The sequence below is a fragment of the Cypionkella psychrotolerans genome (genome assembly GCF_001294535.1).
In the GTDB taxonomy this organism is placed as follows: Bacteria; Pseudomonadota; Alphaproteobacteria; order Rhodobacterales; family Rhodobacteraceae; genus Cypionkella; species Cypionkella psychrotolerans.
Genome location: NZ_LGIC01000087.1, coordinates 24,171 through 41,978 on the forward strand (window position 1 = coordinate 24,171; position 17,808 = coordinate 41,978).

The 17,808-nt window shown below is 61.6% G+C and carries 16 protein-coding genes; 11 read left to right on the plus strand and 5 right to left on the minus strand.

The annotated features are described in order from the left end of the window. Positions 1-53 precede the first annotated feature (53 nt). Complete coding sequence (locus AKV04_RS22025) at positions 54-2,669, plus strand: caspase family protein (protein WP_054008570.1); 2,616 nt, start codon at positions 54-56, stop codon at positions 2,667-2,669. A 1-nt stretch (position 2,670) separates the two neighbouring features. Here the strand turns inward: AKV04_RS22025 and AKV04_RS22030 are convergent, their stop codons facing one another. Continuing rightward, complete coding sequence (locus AKV04_RS22030) at positions 2,671-4,353, minus strand: calcium-binding protein (protein WP_054008571.1); 1,683 nt, start codon at positions 4,351-4,353, stop codon at positions 2,671-2,673. A 266-nt stretch (positions 4,354-4,619) separates the two neighbouring features. Here AKV04_RS22030 and AKV04_RS22035 point away from each other — a divergent pair, with 266 nt between their 5' ends. From AKV04_RS22035 to der, 3 genes are read left to right on the plus strand one after another with little or no spacing between them, the layout of a single operon-like run. Then, positions 4,620-5,306, plus strand: a complete 687-nt coding sequence (locus AKV04_RS22035; RefSeq protein ID WP_054008653.1) for a hypothetical protein — start codon at positions 4,620-4,622, stop codon at positions 5,304-5,306. 22 nt (positions 5,307-5,328) lie between these two features. After that, positions 5,329-6,699 (plus strand): PQQ-binding-like beta-propeller repeat protein, encoded by a 1,371-nt coding sequence (locus AKV04_RS22040; protein ID WP_054008572.1) that lies wholly within the window; start codon positions 5,329-5,331, stop codon positions 6,697-6,699. A 48-nt stretch (positions 6,700-6,747) separates the two neighbouring features. Continuing rightward, on the plus strand, positions 6,748-8,217 hold the full coding sequence (gene der, locus AKV04_RS22045) for a ribosome biogenesis GTPase Der (protein ID WP_054008573.1): 1,470 nt from the start codon (positions 6,748-6,750) through the stop codon (positions 8,215-8,217). A 57-nt stretch (positions 8,218-8,274) separates the two neighbouring features. Here der and AKV04_RS22050 read toward each other — a convergent pair whose 3' ends face one another. Together AKV04_RS22050 and serS are read right to left on the minus strand one after the other, a co-directional pair. Beyond that, complete coding sequence (locus AKV04_RS22050) at positions 8,275-8,967, minus strand: hypothetical protein (protein ID WP_156317753.1); 693 nt, start codon at positions 8,965-8,967, stop codon at positions 8,275-8,277. A 42-nt stretch (positions 8,968-9,009) separates the two neighbouring features. Next, positions 9,010-10,299: a serine--tRNA ligase gene (gene serS / locus AKV04_RS22055; protein WP_054008575.1), complete on the minus strand. Its 1,290-nt coding sequence runs from the start codon at positions 10,297-10,299 to the stop codon at positions 9,010-9,012. Positions 10,300-10,599: 300 nt separating this feature from the next. Here serS and AKV04_RS22060 point away from each other — a divergent pair, with 300 nt between their 5' ends. Further along, positions 10,600-11,505 (plus strand): acyltransferase family protein, encoded by a 906-nt coding sequence (locus tag AKV04_RS22060; RefSeq protein WP_162232931.1) that lies wholly within the window; start codon positions 10,600-10,602, stop codon positions 11,503-11,505. Here the strand turns inward: AKV04_RS22060 and AKV04_RS22065 are convergent. After that, positions 11,489-11,725, minus strand: a complete 237-nt coding sequence (locus AKV04_RS22065; RefSeq protein ID WP_054008654.1) for a tautomerase family protein — start codon at positions 11,723-11,725, stop codon at positions 11,489-11,491. The two genes, AKV04_RS22060 and AKV04_RS22065, sit on opposite strands and share 17 nt — an antisense overlap. Positions 11,726-11,920: 195 nt before the next feature. On the opposite strand from AKV04_RS22065, the gene yajC reads away from it, so the two are divergent. The 4 genes from yajC to AKV04_RS22085 all read left to right on the plus strand — a co-directional run bounded on the left by yajC (position 11,921) and on the right by AKV04_RS22085 (position 15,330). Next, positions 11,921-12,253 (plus strand): preprotein translocase subunit YajC, encoded by a 333-nt coding sequence (yajC, locus tag AKV04_RS22070; protein WP_054008577.1) that lies wholly within the window; start codon positions 11,921-11,923, stop codon positions 12,251-12,253. 63 nt (positions 12,254-12,316) lie between these two features. Then, a complete protein-coding gene (secD, locus tag AKV04_RS22075; protein ID WP_054008578.1) occupies positions 12,317-13,984 on the plus strand; it encodes a protein translocase subunit SecD in 1,668 nt (555 codons plus the stop codon). Between the two features lie 11 nt (positions 13,985-13,995). After that, positions 13,996-14,973: a protein translocase subunit SecF gene (secF, locus tag AKV04_RS22080; protein WP_054008579.1), complete on the plus strand. Its 978-nt coding sequence runs from the start codon at positions 13,996-13,998 to the stop codon at positions 14,971-14,973. A gap of 3 nt (positions 14,974-14,976) precedes the next feature. Next, positions 14,977-15,330 carry an Mth938-like domain-containing protein gene (locus AKV04_RS22085; protein WP_054008580.1) on the plus strand — a complete coding sequence of 118 codons (354 nt, stop codon included), beginning with the start codon at positions 14,977-14,979 and terminating at the stop codon, positions 15,328-15,330. A gap of 80 nt (positions 15,331-15,410) precedes the next feature. Here AKV04_RS22085 and AKV04_RS22090 read toward each other — a convergent pair whose 3' ends face one another. Further along, positions 15,411-16,403: an aldo/keto reductase gene (locus tag AKV04_RS22090; protein WP_054008655.1), complete on the minus strand. Its 993-nt coding sequence runs from the start codon at positions 16,401-16,403 to the stop codon at positions 15,411-15,413. Positions 16,404-16,503: 100 nt separating this feature from the next. Here AKV04_RS22090 and ccmA point away from each other — a divergent pair, with 100 nt between their 5' ends. Together ccmA and ccmB are read left to right on the plus strand one after the other, a co-directional pair. After that, positions 16,504-17,130, plus strand: coding sequence for a heme ABC exporter ATP-binding protein CcmA (gene ccmA, locus AKV04_RS22095; RefSeq protein WP_054008581.1), 627 nt, complete (start codon positions 16,504-16,506; stop codon positions 17,128-17,130). Continuing rightward, the gene (gene ccmB / locus AKV04_RS22100) at positions 17,127-17,783 is read left to right on the plus strand and encodes a heme exporter protein CcmB (RefSeq protein ID WP_054008582.1); all 657 of its coding nucleotides are present in this window, start codon (positions 17,127-17,129) and stop codon (positions 17,781-17,783) included. Before ccmA ends, ccmB begins: the two co-directional genes overlap by 4 nt. Positions 17,784-17,808 lie beyond the last annotated feature (25 nt).

A 17,808-nucleotide genomic window follows, 5' to 3' on the forward strand; every position in this document is an offset into this window, starting at 1 on the left:
GCTTTACGGCTTGCGGCTTTCGGGGCAGGATGGGTTCACCTTAGGGTGATTTCATGCTGCCCCGATTGTTTTTAATCCTTTGCCTTTTGCTGCCCGTGCAGGCCATGGCCGAACGGCGGGTCGCGCTTGTGCTGGCGGCGGAAGATTACCGCTCGTTACGCAAGCTGGACAATCCGGTGAACGACGCTGTCGCGGTGGAAGGCTTGCTGTCCGGGCTTGGCTTTGAGGTGACGGTGGAAACCAACCGCGATCTGAAGCGGATGCGGCGCGCGCTCGATGATTTCCGCGAAGATGGCGCGGGGGCGGATGTGGCCTTACTGTTTTACGCAGGCCACGGGGTTGAGATCGCCGGTGTGAATTATTTGCTGCCGGTGGATGCACAGGTGGGGTCTGCGCAGGCGGTGGCGGAAAGTGCTTTGCCGCTGTCGGAAGTGCAGGCGGCTTTGGCCTCGGTCGCGCCGATTGGCATTGTTTTGCTGGATGCGTGCCGGGAAGATCCTTGGGGCGGTGGTGGCGCGGGGCAGGGGCGCTCGGCTGTGGCTTTGGAGGATGCGGTGGATGCACCGCGCCCCGGATTGGGCCGGGTCGGGCGTGCGGATGGGGTGCTGTTTGCGTTCTCGGCGGCACCGGGAGAGGTGGCGGCGGATGGGGACGGGGTGGATTCTCCGTTCACTGAAGCGCTGTTGCGGCACTTTGCAACGCCGGGGGTCGAGGTACGCACGGCGCTGACCTTGGTGCAGCAGGATGTCTATGATCGCAGCCGGGGCAAGCAACTGCCCTATATCGAAAGCGGTTTGCCGAGGCTGTTTTTCGCGGCATCAGTGGGGGAGTTGGGCGAGCGGGATCGCTTGTTGGTGGCGATGGCGGGCTTGCCGGCGGAGTTGCGCGCCGAGGTCGAGGCTTTGGCGCAGCAAAAGGATATGCCGCTGGCGCCCTTGTATGGCGCGCTGATGTCGGCGGATTTGGCGGGTAAGGATCGCAGTGCGCGGGCGCAGGCCTTGGTGCAATCAGCGGAATCCTTCCTGCGGTTTCGCGCGCAGGTGCAGCTGTTGTCGGCGGATGACCCGAAGGTGGCGGAGTTCCGGGCCGAGGCCGAACAGGCGCTGGATTTGGGCGCGTTTGATCTGGCGCGCACGGCTTTGGACAAGGCGGCGAAGCTGGACGCCGAGGCGCGCGAGGCCTTGCGCGACAATTACCGCAGCCGGGCTTTGTCCGAGGCGCAGACTCACGCCTTGGCGGCAAGCGCTGCGAAAGCCGATTTGCGCTATGATCTGGCGATGGCCGATCTGACCAAGGCTTTGGCGCTTTATGCGGAATTGGAGGGCGACGCGCTGCCTCGGGCGGATCGTGAGGCTTACACCGACCTCATGTGGGATCAGGGTGATTTGTTGCGCAACACGGGCAACACCAGTTTCGCGCTGCGCAGCTATCGCGCGTGGGAGGCGGTGGCTGCAGCGCGGGTTGCGGGGGCCCCGGAGGATGCAGATTTCCGGCGCAACTGGTCGGTGGCGCGGGTGAATATCGGCGATATGCTGTTGTTGCAGGGCGATCTGGACGGGGCAGAGGCCGAATTTCGCGCGGCGCTGGCGGTGGATGAAGTTCTGGCCGCGCGCGCGGATGCGCCGTTGAAATGGCGGCATGATGTGGTGGTCTCGCAATCGAAACTCGGCGATGTGGCGCAGTTGCGCGGCGATCTGGCAGGGGCTTTGGCGCGGCAACAGGCGGGGCTTGCGGTGCTGCGGCAGCTGGTCATCGAATATCCCGCCCGCGATGATGTGCGTGGCGATCTGGGGCTGTCGCTGGACCGGATCGGTGATCTGCGCAAGCTGGCGGGCGATCCGCGCGGCGCTTTGGTGGTGTTTAACGAGGCTTTGGCGCTGCGGCAGGCCCTGCTGGAAAAGTTGCCTACCCGCGATGATTTGCAGGGCGATCTGGCGATCAGTTTCGACAAGATCGGCGATGTGTTTTTGGCTTTGGCGGACCCGAAGGCGGCGCAGCTGCGCTTCAAAGCCGAGATCGCACTGCTTGAGGCGCTTGTGGCCAAGGATGCGGGGCAGACCAAATGGCAGAACGATCTGGCGATGGGCTATCTCAAGCTAGGCGATGCACGGGCGGCTTTGGGCGCGCGTGATGAGGCGGCGCAGCTTTACGCCAAGGCGCTGAAGGTGCGGGAGAAACTGGCGGCGTTAGACCCTGCGAACGCCGATTGGCAGCGCAGCGTGGCTTTGGCACAGGCGCGCTTGGGCGATCTGGCGTTCAAGGCGGCGGATTTTACCGAGGCAGAGCGGCGGTTTACGGCGGCGTTTGCGATCTCGCAGGCGCTGGCTAAGGCCGATCCGGGCAACGTCAACCGCCAGCAGGATCTGGCGAGCGATCTGGACCGCTTGGGCGATGTGGCTTTGATGCGCGGCGATCCGGTGCGGGCGCAGAATTTGGTGCAGCGAAGCTATGCGATCACGGCGGAAATGGCGGCGCGCGATCCGGGCAATGTGGAAAATCAGATGAACCTTGTCGCCAGCCTTGTGCGGATGGCGGTCTATGACGACGATACCAGGCCGCGCCAGCGCGAGGCTTTGGCGGTGCTGAAAGCCTTGCAGGCCGAGGGGCGACTTGATCCGGGCCGGGCGCATTGGATTGGGTTGATCGAGGCGCAGTTGGCCGCGCCTTGAGTCAGCCTTCGCGCACCAGCACGATCTCGCCCAAGCCGATGGCATGGCTGCCCATGATATTGGCAACCGCTACGCCATCAAGGCTGATCACCGAGAAGCCAGCGGATTGCGCGACGGTGACGACCGGGGGAATTTCAACCTGATTGGCGTCGAAATGCGGCGTGTAATGCAATTCCAACTGGTCGGTCTGGAAAGTGTAATCGGTGATCGTGGCGGCAGCTGCGCCATCGGCCCATTGGTGTTCGATCTCGAACCGATCCGCGCCTGCGCCCCCCGTGGCGGTGTCGCCGTGGCCGATGATCAGGGTGTCATTGCCATCGCCGCCTGACAGAGTATCTGCGCCGTCGATCGCGGTCATGCTGGCTTCAGCGGAATGGGTGTCGGAATAGCCCGACAATGTGTCATCGCCACCACCACCGAGCAGGCTGTCGGCTCCGGCACCGCCTGCCATCAGATCATTGCCGGAATCGCCTGCCATGCGGTCTGCGCCATCGCCGCCATGCAGCGTATCCAGACCATCGCCGCCGCGCAGGGTGTCGGCGCCCAGACCACCGTCGATGCTGTCATCGCCCGCGTGGCCCAGCACCGAATCATTGCCGTCGCCCATCGCAGCGTGATCGTTGCCCGCGCCAAGATCGGCGTAATCTGAACCGGACGACCCGGTCAGATGATCGGCACCATCCTCCAGATGCCAAGCGGTGGGATCGCTGCCGCCTGCAAGGCTGTCATCGCCTGCGGTGCCATGCACATCGTCTGTGTAATTGCCCGCGACAAATTGCGTATCGGTGGCGGCATCGGGCACCAAGACAATGTCGTTCAGGCTGAAATCATCCACCCCGTCCAGCTGCGCCACAATCGCGCCGTCCATCCTGATCTCGGTGCTGCCATCGGGGGTATGGGTCAGCATCATCACAGGGGGCACTTCGACCGAACTGTCAGACGAATAATGCGGCGTGTAGGTGATGTGCAGCGCGTCCTGTGCCGCGTTGTAATCGGTGATATGGGCAATGGCGGTGCCGTCGTTCCAGCGGGTGTCGAGATCGAAGGTGTCGTTGCCCGCCCCACCTTGGCCGATATCGCCGTGGCCCAGCACCAGCAGATCATTGCCATCGCCGCCAACCAGTTGATCGCTGCCCTCGGCCCCGGTCATGCCGCCCGCACCCGCAGCGCCCGTCACAAAGCCCGACAGAGTGTCATCGCCTGCGTCGCCGTTCAGGATGTCGGCGCCCGAGCCGCCCCAAACCTCATCATTGCCATCGCCGCCCGCCAAGCCATCATCACCAAGATTGCCTTCCAGATGATCACTGCCCGCGCCGCCAAACAGCGAATCCGCACCGACGCCCCCTTCGAGGCTATCGTTACCCGCGCCGCCAAGGCCGATGTCATTGCCAGCCCCCATCACGGCATGATCGTCGCCATCGCCCAAGTTGGCGTAGTCGTTGCCCGAAGACGCCGTCAGATCGTCGTCACCATCGTGCAAGAACCACGCCTGATTGTCGGCATCTGCGGTGACAGTGTCATTGCCCTCGGTGCCATCATGCGCATGGGAATAGTTTTGCGCATTATACAGCGGATCATCCTGCGCGCCGCTGTCGTCTGAATGGTCGCCAGTGCCACCGATGCCGATATTGAGGCCCAAAGCGCCGAGAAACAGGAAGATATTGGCAAGGACAGCAGGTTCCATTGAGCAACTCGGGCAATAGGGACAGGTTTTCGAAACATTTCATGCAAATATGTTAACAATTCGTCCTAATCGCGGCGGTTTACCCGTTCTGCGCGGATTAGCGATCCGTATTCGACAGCGATAGGCTCCGTACGTCTGTTGCGCCGTCGCGGGGCTTGGCAAGTTGCGGGCTTTGCCTGTAAGACAGGGGCCAAGTGACCCTGTATAATCGCGGGGCGAAGACCAAAGCCGGGGGCGCAGATCCTTGGCACGAAAGAGAGGCCAGCGTGAGCAACCCAGATAGCTTTATCAGCGAGGTGACTGAAGAGGTCCGCCGCGACAGGCTTTATGCGATGTTCCGCAAATATGGCTGGATCGGCGTGGTGATTGTGCTCGGCGTGGTCGGAGGGGCTGCCTATACCGAATGGAGCAAAGCGCGCGATGCGGCACGGGCGCAAAGCTTTGGCGATGCGATGCTGGATGCGGTCGATCTGGGGGCACCGGAAGACCGTGCGCAGGCGATGGCGGCGATTCCGGCGGACGGCGGGCAGATTGCGCTGAAAGATCTGATGCTGGCGACGGATGCGGGCAGCGATAAAGCGGCGGCCTTGGCAGCACTGGATAAGTTGGCGGCGGATCAGAGCCAGCCGCAGGTCTACCGCGATCTGGCGGTTTTGCGCCGGGTGATGCTGGCTGGAAAGGATCAGCCGATTGCGGATCGGCGTGCAGCGCTTGAGTCGATTGCCGTGCCGGGCCGGGCGTTTCGCACTTTGGCGGCAGAGCAACTGGCCTATCTGCTGATCGAAGATGGCAAGAAAGACGATGCGATTGCAGCCCTTGCAGCGCTGATGCAGGATCAGGACGCGCCCGGCGGTTTGCGCCAGCGGGCGGGGCAGATGATCACCGCTTTGGGGGGCACACCGCCCCAGCCCGCTGCGGGTGCTGCGACTGAACCGGCTGCGAATGCAGGCTGAACCGCCCTCTGGGCGTCAAGGAATGAATGTGGGGGTGTTTCGCGTGATGACCAGCGGCAAGATCGGGATGGCGGGGCTAATGCTGTGCATTGGGCTGGCCGGATGCGAAAAAGACGTGATCCTTGAGGGAGAACGTTTTCCGGTGCGCGCGCCGCTTGAAGATTCGGTCGCGATTGAGGGGCAACCCACGCCTGTCGCCACCTCGCTGCAGCCCGCCAATACCTCGGTGCCAATCGCCCTTCCGGGGGCCTCTGCCAATGCTGAATGGAGCCATCGCGGCGGCAATGCGCGTCATGCGTCGGGCAATGGTGCTTTATCCGCCAATCCGCAGCGGGTGTTCAGCGTGAATATCGGCTCTGGCGACAGCAAGCGGTCGCGGATCGCCGCATCGCCCGTGGTCTCGGGCGGGCGGGTGTTGACCATGGACGCCACAGCACGGGTGACGGCTGTGTCAACGGGTGGTGCCGCGCTGTGGACGGCGAATATAGCGCCCGAGTCGGGTGATGCCAGCAATGTGGTGGGTGGCGGTTTGGCCGCCAGTGGCAACCGAGTTTACGCCACCTCGGGCTATGGCGAATTGGTGGCCTTGGATGCCAGCACTGGAGGTATCGCGTGGCGGCAACGTTTTGACAGCCCGATCACTGGAGCGCCGACTGTTGTGGGCAACGTAGTCTACGCGATGGGCCGCGATGGCTCGGCGCTGGCGGTGTCCGCCGATAATGGCAAGCAGTTGTGGCAACAGCCCGGCGCGCCGAATTCCAGTGGTATGATCGGTACGGCCTCGGTTGGGGTGGGCGATAATGCAGTGGTGCTGCCGTTTGCCAGCGGGCAAATCTCGGCCGTTCAGGCGGGGACGGGCGATCCGATCTGGAACGCAGGGGTTTCCGGGCAGCGGTTGGGCCGCAGCTATGGCGGCATGGGCGATGTGACCGGCGATCCGGTGATTGTCGGGGATACCGTCTATCTCGGCACCGCAGCCGGACGCACCGTGGCAATCAATATGACCACGGGCGGGCGGATCTGGACGGCGAATGAGGGCGCGTTGAACCCGCCTTTGGTGGTTGGCGGCTCGGTATTCGTGGTCAACGACGAAGCCCGTTTGGTGCGGCTGGATGCTACGACGGGTGCTGTGATCTGGTCGGTTGAGATGCCGTATTTCGTCAAAGACAAGCCGAAGAAACGCCAAGCGATCTATGCCCACTACGGGCCTGTGCTGGCGGGTGGGCGGATTGTGGTGGCCTCGTCCGACGGCCAGTTGCGCGGCTTTGATCCGACCAATGGCAATCAGGTTTACAGCGTCGATATCCCCGGCGGTGCAGCTTCGGCCCCGGCTTTGGCGCAAGGTTTGCTGTTCGTGGTCGGTGGCAACGGTCAACTTCACGCTTTCCGTTAAGCGATTGGGCGTGTATGGGGGCAGCTTAGTTATACCCGGACGCCTGAAATGAGCTTTACCCTTGCCATCGTCGGCCGCCCCAATGTGGGCAAATCGACCCTGTTCAACCGCTTGGTTGGCCGCAAACTCGCCTTGGTCGATGACCAACCCGGCGTGACGCGCGATTTGCGCGAGGGCGACGCCAAGCTGTTTGACCTGCGCTTCACCGTGATCGACACGGCTGGGCTTGAGGAAATCACTGACGACTCGCTGCAAGGCCGGATGCGGCGCTTGACCGAGCGCGCGGTGGATATGGCCGATGTCAGCCTGTTCGTGATTGACGGTCGCATTGGCGTGACGCCCTCGGACGAAACCTTCGCCGACATCCTGCGCAAAAAAGGCGCGCGGGTGATCTTGGCGGTGAACAAGGCCGAAGGTCGCGCCGGTGATGCGGGCGCGATTGAGGGCTGGTCGTTGGGACTGGGCGAGCCTTTGCGGATTTCTGCGGAACATGGCGAGGGCATGGACGACCTCTATCGTCTGCTGCTGCCGCTGCAGGGCGAATTTGCCGAGCGTGAGGCCGAGAATACGCCTGACACCGAAGTTGATGTGTCGGAAGAAGAAGCCGAGCTGGAAGAAGATATTGAAGCCTTCCGCCCGACCGCCAAGAAGCCTCTGCAAATCGCAGTGATCGGTCGCCCAAATGCAGGCAAATCGACGCTGATCAACAAAATTCTCGGCTACGACCGCCTGCTGACCGGGCCAGAGCCGGGCATCACCCGCGATGCGATCTCGGTCAAGGCCGAATGGCTGGGCACCCCGATCAAGATTTTTGACACCGCGGGCATGCGCAAACGCGCGCGGATCAACGAAAAGCTGGAAAAGCTGTCGGTGTCGGATGGTATCCGCGCCGTGCGCTTTGCCGAAGTCGTCGTGGTGCTGCTGGATGTGGATATCCCGTTTGAAGTGCAAGATTTGCGCATCGCGGATTTCGCCGAAACCGAAGGCCGCGCGGTGGTGATTGCGGTGAACAAATGGGATCTTGAGGACGAAAAGCAGGAAAAGCTGGCCGAACTCAAAGAGATGTTCGAACGCTTGCTGCCGCAGTTGCGCGGTGCGCCGATGATCACCGTCTCGGGCAAAACCGGGCGCGGGCTTGATCGTCTGCACGACGCGATTTTGGCGGCCCACACTGTATGGAACCGCCGTATTCCGACCAACCGTCTGAACACATGGCTGGGGGCGATGGTCGAATCGCATCCGCCACCCGCGCCGCAGGGCCGCCGCATCAAGCTGCGCTATATGACGCAGGTGAAGCAGCGCCCGCCGGGGTTCATTGTGATGTGCAGCCACCCCGATGATCTGGCCGACAGCTATCGCCGCTATCTGGTGAACGGATTGCGCGAGCATTTTGCAATGCCGGGGACGCCTATTCGGATCACCTTCCGCTCACAGGCGGATAAAAACCCGTTCCGCAATCCGAAGTTCCACACGCCAAGTCGACTGCGGAAGCACAAGGAAAAGAACACCGGGCAGTAGGCTTGGGGTTCAAATTGAAACGGGCGCTGTCATTGGCAGCGCCCGTTTTTTATTGGGCTAACGGCGCATTTTCACTAGAGTTGTCAGCGCCATTAGTGCTGCTCCTGCCGCCGCGATATAGGCGACGCTGGGATTCAGCCCCCAGTTTGCCACCACAATCCCGACAATCGCCCATGTCACGGTCGCACCATACATCGGCATGTCCGGGCGTTTGGTTTGTACCGTGATCGCAATCGCCAGCACGATCATCAGCATGACCGTGGTTGTGGTTGAATCTGACAGCACGCCGTAACCTGCTAGGATCACTCCGGTTGAGACTGCCGCCGCTGCGGTCAGCCATCCTGCGAAGATCGCCAGCGGGGAGGCCAACAACCAGCGGTCTTGATCGGGGTCGGCGATCAGATAAGCGTAGATCGCAACTGCGGCCATGCCAATGATCGCCAGCGTGGCGGGGATTGGTGCCGCGAGGGCGATGGCCAACCAGACCGTGCCAAGCGCGACTGATAGCGCCAGTGGCAAAGCGGGCTTGATAAAGGCAGGATCATCACGGCGTTTGATCAAGCCAAACGCTGCATGCAGGATCAGCCACAGATAAATCAGCCCCCAGATCGCAAAGGCATAGCCTGCGGGCTGCACCGAGGGGCGCTCAATCCGCACCGGGAACACGCCCGGATCGTAACCCATGAAGGGCGGTGTGATGAAAGGCGCTGCCGCGAAGGCCAGCGTCACGATAAGCAGGGCGGGTTGCATCATGCGTTTCATGTCAGGGATACGCATGAGCCGGGGTTTGGTTCACTCCAACACGCCGCTTGCGTTGATTTTTGTCTTGCCGCGCAGGTAGGGGTGCAGAGCCGTCGGCAAATCGACCGAGCCATCTGCTTGTTGGCCGTTCTCCAGCACCGCGATCAGACAACGGCCCACGGCGAGGCCGGAACCGTTCAGCGTGGCGACGAATTCTGGCTTGCCACCGGGCACTTTGAAGCGGGCGTTCATCCGGCGGGCTTGGAACTGGCCGCAGGTGGAAACCGAGCTGATCTCGCGGTATTTGTTCTGCCCCGGTAGCCATGCCTCAAGGTCATGGGTTTTCTGCGCGCCAAAGCCCATATCGCCGGTGCATAGCACGATGGTGCGGTAGGGGATTTCCAGTTTTTCAAGGATGGCTTGGGCGCAGTTGGTCATGCGTTCATGTTCGGCCAAGGCGGTGTCGGGGGTGCAGATTGTCACCATCTCGACCTTCTCAAACTGGTGCTGGCGCAGCATCCCCGAGGTATCCTTGCCCGCAGAGCCTGCTTCCGAGCGGAAACATTGGGTGTGGGCGGTCATGCGGATCGGCAGGGTGGATTCGTCAAGCGTGTCGCCTGCCACAGTATTGGTCAGCGTGACTTCCGAGGTCGGGATCAGCCACCAGCCGTTGGTGGTCTGGTAGCTGTCTTCGGCGAATTTCGGCAGTTGGTTGGTGCCATACATCGCGTCTTCTTTGACCAGCACCGGGGTCCAGGTTTCCTGCAACCCGTGTTCCTCGATATGGGTGTCGAGCATGAATTGCGACAGGGCGCGGTGGACGCGGATCACAGCACCTTTCAGCACCACAAACCGCGCGCCGGAGAGTTTCGCGGCGGTCTCAAAATCCATGCCGGGTTTGACGCCGGGGATGTCGAAATGTTCGCGCGGTTGGAAGTTGAAATTGCGCGGGTGGCCCCAGCGGCGGATCTCAACATTGCCGTCTTCATCGGCACCGTCGGGAACCTCATCGAGGGGTAGGTTGGGGATCGCCATCAGAAGGTCGCGCAGCTCGCGGTCGAATTGATCGGCTTCGGCGGCGAGGGCTGTGAGCTCGGATTTCTTCTCAGCCACGAGGCTGCGCAGGCGGTTGAACTCGGCCTCATCACCGCGGCCTTTCGCGGCACCGGCCTCTTTCGAGGCGGCGTTTTGCAGAGCTTGCGCGGTCTCGGAAGCGAGGATTTTGCTGCGACGGGCTTCATCCAGTTTCAGGATCGTGGCGGAGATGCCTGACAGGCCACGGCGATCGAGAGCGGCTTCAAAAGCGGCGGGATTCTCGCGGATGGCGCGGATGTCGTGCATGGGGGCCTCGTCTGGAAAACTGGAATGCGCAGGTTATGCCCGATTTGCGGGCGAAGGGGAAGGGAGGCCCTGTCCACGCGTGGACACGCGGTGCGTTTGTGCAATATCAAAGGCTTCTGGGCGCATGTTTTGCTTTTGTTAACCAGTGCAGGCGGACTAACCTGCACCAGAGTCACCGGGTTTGGTGGCAGTTTGGGCTTGGCTTGTAAACGCACCGTTTCCGAACTTGCTCTAGGTTTGACGCGGGCATTCGGCTAAGGCCGATGGAGCAGGCTAGGAGCGGGCGTGGCAGGATCGGGTGTGAAGGTAGGGTACAGGCGGTCGGTGGACCTTGCGCGGTTTGTCGCGGCCTTTGGCATTGTCTGGGACCACGCCCGCGCGCCCTATGCCGATATTGGCTATACCGCGCTGGCTTTGTTTCTGGTGCTGACCTCGTTTCTGGCGGTGGGATCGTTTGAGCGCTCGGATGGCGAGCGGTTCTGGCTGGCCCGCGCGCAGCGGATCGCGTTGCCGTGGCTGTTCTGGTGCGTGTTTTTCCGGCTGGTGTTTGAAGTCGTCTCGGATGAGCCGTTTCATGTGCTGTCGGACCCGTGGACGCTGCTGATCGGACCGTCGATTCATCTGTGGTTTTTGCCGTTTGTGATGATCTTTCTGGTCACAATTCCGTGGGTGTCGCGCTTTATTGACCGCCCCGCGCGGATGTATCTGGCGGCAATCTTGCTGGTGGTGGTGTCGATCCCATTGGGCCTGTTGCACGCGAAACTGGCGCCGCAAGCTTGGTTCATCAACCCTGCGGGGTTTCCGCAGCCGCTGCCGCAATGGTTTTTCGCGCTGCCGCTGTTCTGGTTTGGCGCGATCTTGGCTGCGGGCAAACGTATGGGGTTGGTTTGGCCCGTGATCATCGCGGCGGCACTGATCAGCGGGATTTTGTACAATCGCAGCCCTGAATTTGCCTCGGTGCAGATGATCTTGGTGGCGGTGATTTTTGAGGCGGTTTGGCGGGTGAATATCAAGGGCACTTGGCCGACATGGCTCGCCAGCTTTGCCTTTGGCATTTACCTGTTGCACCCCGCGACAATGCTGGTGGCGTTCAAGCTGTTCTCTGACACCGTGGACCGCAGTTTCGCGGCTGTGTTTGCTTTTGCTCTGGCTTGGGCCTTGACGGCAGCGTTGCAGCGGGTGCCGTGGGTCAATCGGTTTCTTTAGGCGGATTTGTTTCATCAGAATTCGCATCTTGCCACAGCTCACTGAGCGACTGGCCCTTGCGACCCCAGTTGTCGGTGTCAATCTCGTCGATCACCACGAAAATATATTCGGGGTTGCGTCCGAGTTCCTTGACCAGCACATCGGTCATTCCCCGGATCACCGCGCGTTTCTGTTCGACCGAGGCGATGCCTTTGGCGATCTCAACTTTGACATAGGGCACGGTCGTCTCCTTATCGCCCGAAAGGGGCGTGATCTTTCCAAGCTTATCAAACACAATTTGCGCAGAAAATAACCCTCTGGGCTGGTTTGCCGCGCCAAAGCGCTTAGATCGGCGTTGGCTTGCCTATCCGCCAGAGCGCGGGTAGGGTGCCCGCCGACAAATCAGGGGAAATGTCCCCGAAATGAGAGGACTTCCATGTTCGTAACCCCCGCTTTCGCGCAAACCGCAGGTGCTGCTGGTGCAGGCTCGGCTTTCGCGTCGTTCCTGCCTTTGGTTCTGATCTTCGCGATCATGTATTTTCTACTGATCCGTCCGCAGCAAAAGAAGATGAAGGATCTGAAGGCGATGGTCGATAGCTTGCGTCGCGGCGATCAGGTGCTGACCCAAGGCGGCATCATCGGCAAAGTCACCAAGGTTGGCGACGATGGCGTGCTTGAGGTGGAGATTGCCGAAGGCGTGAAGGTGAAAATGCCGCGTCACACCATTTCTCAGGTGATGAACAAGACCGAACCTGCGAAAGCGGTGTAAGGTTTCGGCCTGCTGCCTGCGTTGCTGCGACCCGATGCTAACCCTAACCTGAGACAAAACATCATGCTCTATTCGCCGCTGTGGAAGCGCCTTTTGATCCTTGCGCTTTGCGCTTGGGGGATTGTCGCGTCGCTTCCCAACCTGTTTTACACGCAAGTCGAGGCGCATAACGACGCCACCACCGCGATTGCAGCCAATGCGGGGGTGGCAACACCGGAGCAGACGGCGGATTTGGCGAAATGGCCGTCGTTCCTGCCCTCGGCCTTGGTCAATCTGGGCTTGGATTTGCGCGGTGGCGCGCATCTGTTGGCCGAAGTGCAGGTGGCGGATGTCTATGCGCAGCGCATTGACAGCCTGTGGCCGGACGTGCGCGATGCGTTGCGCGATGTGCGCGATCAGGTCGGTGCGGTGCGGCGGATGCCGTCGGTGCCGGGCGTGTTGCGGGTCTCGGTTGGTAATGCCGATGGCATGGCGGTGGCGGTGGCCAAGGTGCAGGCTTTGGCCTCGCCGGTGGTCAGCCTGACCGGGGTGGGCCAGAAGGATCTGGAGGTCACCACCGAGGGCCAAGAGATTGTGGTGCAACTGTCGGAACCTGAGCGGGTGGCGACGGATACCCGCACCATGCAGCAAAGCCTTGAGATTATTCGGCGCAGGGTGGATGCGGTCGGCACGCGCGAGCCGACGATTCAGCGCGAAGGCACCGACCGGATTTTGATTCAGGTGCCGGGTTTGGGGTCTGCCGCCGAGTTGAAGGCGATCATCGGCACCACCGCGAAGTTGACGTTTAACACCGTGGTGGGGCGCACGACCAATCCGGCTGCCGATCCGGGGCCGCGCAATTCCTTGCTGGCCTCGTCGGATGAGAAGGATGTCTATTACATCGTCGCCGATGAGCCAGTGGTGTCGGGCGAGGAATTGACCGATGCGCAACCGTCGTTTGACCAAAACTCGCGCCCTGCGGTGAGTTTCAAGTTCAACGTCTCGGGCGCGCGGAAATTTGGCGAATATACCTCGGCCAATATCGGTCAGCCGTTTGCGATTGTGCTGGATGATAAGGTGATCTCGGCGCCGACGATCCAAAGCGCTATTCAGGGCGGCTCGGGGATTATCACCGGCAATTTCACGCTGGAGGAATCGACCAATCTGGCAGTGCTTTTGCGGGCGGGGGCGCTGCCTGCGAAGATGAACTTTCTGGAAGAACGCACGATTGGCCCGGAACTTGGCCAAGACAGCATTGATGCGGGCAAAAAGGCGGCGGTGATCGGCGTGGTGGCGGTATCGCTGTTCATGCTGGCGTCCTATGGGCTGTTCGGGCTGTTCGCCAACATCGCACTGGTCATCAACATGGCGCTGATTTTCGCGGTGCTGTCCTCGATTGGTGGCACGCTGACGCTGCCGGGGATCGCCGGGATCGTGTTGACCATCGGTATGGCGGTAGATGCCAACGTGCTGGTCTATGAGCGGATTCGTGAGGAATTGCGGGTGCATAAAACCACGGCGCGGGCGATTGAGATCGGCTATGAGCGGGCAATGTCGGCGATTGTCGATGCCAATATCACCACGCTGATCACGGCCGCCGTGCTGTTCTTTCTGGGCGCGGGGCCGGTGCGTGGCTTTGCGGTGACCTTGGGAATTGGGATTATCACCTCGGTGTTCACAGCGCTGCTGGTGACGCGGTTGATCATTTCGGTTTGGTTCAACTGGCGCAAGCCATCCGAAATCGTGGTGTAAGGAGATACCTCATGGCTTGGCGTTTGCGACTTGCACCCGAGAAGACCAACTTTGACTTTTTCCGGCATCAATGGCTGACCTTTGGCGGCTCGGTGCTCTTGATGCTGGCGGCGTTCCTGTTTTGGGGCACCGAGGGGCTGAACTACGGCATCGACTTTAAGGGCGGCACCACGTTGCGCACCGATTCGTCGCAGCCGATTGACGTCGGCGCTTACCGTCAGGCGATGAATGGCTTGCCGGTGGGCGATGTGGTGATCACCGAGGTGTTTGACCCATCGTTCCGCGCCGATCAGCATGTGGCGATGATCCGGTTGTCCTCGGTTGAGGCCGATCAGGCGGTGAGTGAAACGGATTTGGCGGCGGTGAAAGCCGCGTTGACCAACCTCGATCCGGCGATCAAGTTTGTCTCGGAAGAAACCGTGGGGCCGAAAGTGTCGGGCGAGTTGGTCTATACCTCGATCCTCGCGATGGTGGTCACCTCGGTCGGCATCATGCTCTATATCTGGATGCGGTTTGAATGGCAGTTTGCTTTGGGCGGAGTTTTGGCGCTGCTGCATGATGTGTTCATCACGGTGGGGATTTTCGCCTTCTTCCAGATCAAGTTCGATCTGACCATCGTGGCGGCATTGCTGACCATTCTGGGCTATTCGATCAACGACACGGTCGTGGTGTTTGACCGGTTGCGGGAAAACTTGGTCAAATACAAGACCATGCCTCTGCGCGATGTGATGAACCTGTCGGTGAATGAGACGCTGAGCCGGACGATCATGACCTCGCTGACCACCTTGCTCGCGGTCGGCTCAATGATGGTGTTTGGCGGCGATGTGATCCGGGGCTTTTCGTTTGCGATCTTCATGGGTGTGCTGCTTGGCACCTATTCCTCGGTCTATGTCGCGAAAAACATCGTGTTGATGATCGGTCTGGACCGCAGCGAAAAGCCGAAGAACGGCAAGCCGTCGGATCACGAATTCGCCAATATCGACGCCTAGATCATGCGCCTGACCGAAATCACCTATGGCTCGGCCTTGGCGATTGAAAGCTATGGGCCGGGGTTTTTTCGGGTGGGAACGCATGTGTTGCGAGGGCCAAGCCTGATCACGCCTTGGGATGCCGGGGCTTGGGGCGGGTTTGAGGATCTTGCCGCGCCGCTGTCACTGGTGGGCAAGATCGACGTGTTGCTGGTGGGGTTGGGGGCGGAGGTTTCTGTGGTGCCCAAGGCGTTTCGGTTGGCTTTGGAAGCGCAGGGCATTGGGGTGGAGCCGATGAACACCCCCGCCGCTTGTCGGACGTATAATGTGCTATTGGGCGAGGGCCGCCGCATCGCAGCGGCCCTGTTCGTGGTTTAACACCCAGCCGCCCCGGCCTTGAGCCGGGGCCTCATGTGTTGCGGGTAGAGGCCCCGGATCAAGTCCGGAGCGGCGGGAAGTTACCAAGACCCGTGCACCTCAGGAGCAATCAGGCGCGTGTAAATCTCACGCGCCTTTTCCATTGTGGCAGCAGGAAGCGGGGCCAAGGCATCGGCTTTCGCGTTGGCCCGTGCCTGCGCAGGTGATTTCGCACCGGGGATCACCACGGTGACGGCGTCTTCCATCAGAATCCAGCGCAGCGCGAATTCGGCCATCGTGGCGCCTTGCGGCACCAGTGGGCGCAGCTCCTCAACCGCTTGCAGGGCGATGTCATAGGGCACGCCCGAGAAGGTCTCGCCCTTGTCGAACGCCTCACCATTGCGGTTAAAGCTGCGGTGATCATCGGCGGCGAACTGGCTTTGTGCCGACATTTTGCCCGTCAGCAGGCCAGAGGCGAGGGGGACGCGGACGATGACGGCGACGTTTTGGGCTTTGGCGGTTTTGAAGAATTGCTCAGATGGGCGTTGGCGGAACAGGTTGTAGATGATCTGCACCGAGACCACACCGGGGTTTTGAAGGGCGGTCATGGCTTCGGCAATGGTCTCTACGGACACGCCATAGGCCGCGATTTTGCCTTTGGCTTTGATCGCATCAAGGGCCTCGAACACCGCCGGGTTGGAATAGACCGGAGTGGGCGGGCAATGTAGTTGCACAAGGTCGAGGCACTCGACGCCAAGGTTTTGCAGGCTGCGGTCGATGAAGGTCTCAATCGCGGGGCCAGTGTAGCCTGCGGCGGTGTGCGGGTTCAGGCGGCGTCCGGCTTTGGTGGCAACAAACGGGCGGGTGCCGGGGCGTTCCGCCAAAACCTCGCGGATGATGCGTTCAGAGCGGCCATCGCCGTAAACGTCGGCGGTGTCAATGAACGTCACGCCCGCATCGAGGCTGGCATGCAGCGCGGCTTTGGCGTCATCCAAGCTCACTTCACCCCAAGTGCCGCCGATGGCCCAAGCGCCAAAGCCAAGCCGGGTGGTGGTTTTGCCGGTGCGCCCGAAGGGGGTGGTGGATAGGGTCATCTTAGCCTCCTGTTTGACGGGCAATATAGGCGGATGCGGCGGAAAGGCCATGCTGTCGCAGGGTCTTTTCGCATCGGGCGCGATGGGTTAGGGGTGAGGCATGGACATGCAGGTCAATGATCTTGCCGTCGCCCGGGGCGGCGTGGCGGTGCTGGAAGGGGTGACGTTTCGGCTGATGCCGGGGCGGGCTTTGGTGTTGCGCGGGCCGAACGGCATCGGCAAGACCACCTTGCTGCGCAGCTTGGCCGGATTGCAGCCTGCTTTGGCAGGTGAGGTGACGGTGGCGGCTGAGGCCGTGGCCTATGCCGCCCATGCCGATGGCGTCAAAGCGGTGCTGACGGTGGCGGAGAATTTGCGGTTTTGGGCGGCGGCTTATGGCACACATTCGGTGGCGCAGGCGTTGGAGGCGATGAACCTGGAGGCTTTGGCGAACAGGCGCGCGGCGCATCTGTCGGCGGGGCAAAAGCGGCGGCTGGGGCTGGCGCGGCTGCTGGTGACGGGTCGGCCGATCTGGTTGATGGATGAGCCGACGGTGTCGTTGGATGCGGCTTCGGTCGCGTTGTTTGCGGGTGTGGTGGCGCGGCATCTCGGCACGGGTGGGTCGGCGCTGATCGCCAGCCATATTGATCTGGGGCTGGAGGCGGAAGTGCTGGATCTGACGCCGTTCAAGGCGCGCAGTCCTGCGGCGGGTGGTCGTTTGGGTGCGTTTGATGAGGCGTTTGAATGATCGCGCTGCTGATCCGGGATGTGCGGCTGGCGATTCGGGCGGGCGGCGGCTTTGGCCTTGGCCTTGCGTTTTTCCTGCTGGTGGCGGTGATCGTGCCGTTGGGTGTCGGGCCGGAGCCGAGCGTTCTCGCACGGATTGCGCCGGGGATTCTGTGGGTGGGGGCGCTGCTGGCGTGTCTGTTGTCGCTCGACCGAATTTTTGCGCTGGATTATGAGGATGGCAGCTTGGATTTGCTGGCGACCTCGCCGATGCCGCTAGAGGCCGTGGTGGCGGTGAAGTCGCTGGCGCATTGGCTGGTGACGGGCCTGCCGCTGGTGCTGGTGTCGCCGGTGTTGGGGCTGCTGTTGAACCTTGAGGCTGCTGGCTATGTTTGGTTGGTGGCATCCTTGGCGCTGGGGACGCCTGCCTTGTCGGTGATCGGGGCGTTTGGCGCGGCGCTGACGGTTGGGGTGAAGCGCGGCGGGTTGTTGATGAGCCTGCTGGTGTTGCCCTTGTATATGCCGACGTTGATTTTTGGTGCCGAAGTTGTGAAGCGCGGCGCGGCGGGTTTGGCGGTAGGCACGCCCTTGGCGCTGCTGGCGGGGATCACAGCGGGGGCGGTGGCATTGTTGCCGTTCGCCTCAGCTGCGGCAATCCGCGTCAACCTGCGCTGAGACGGCTGTGCTAGGATCGCGAAGA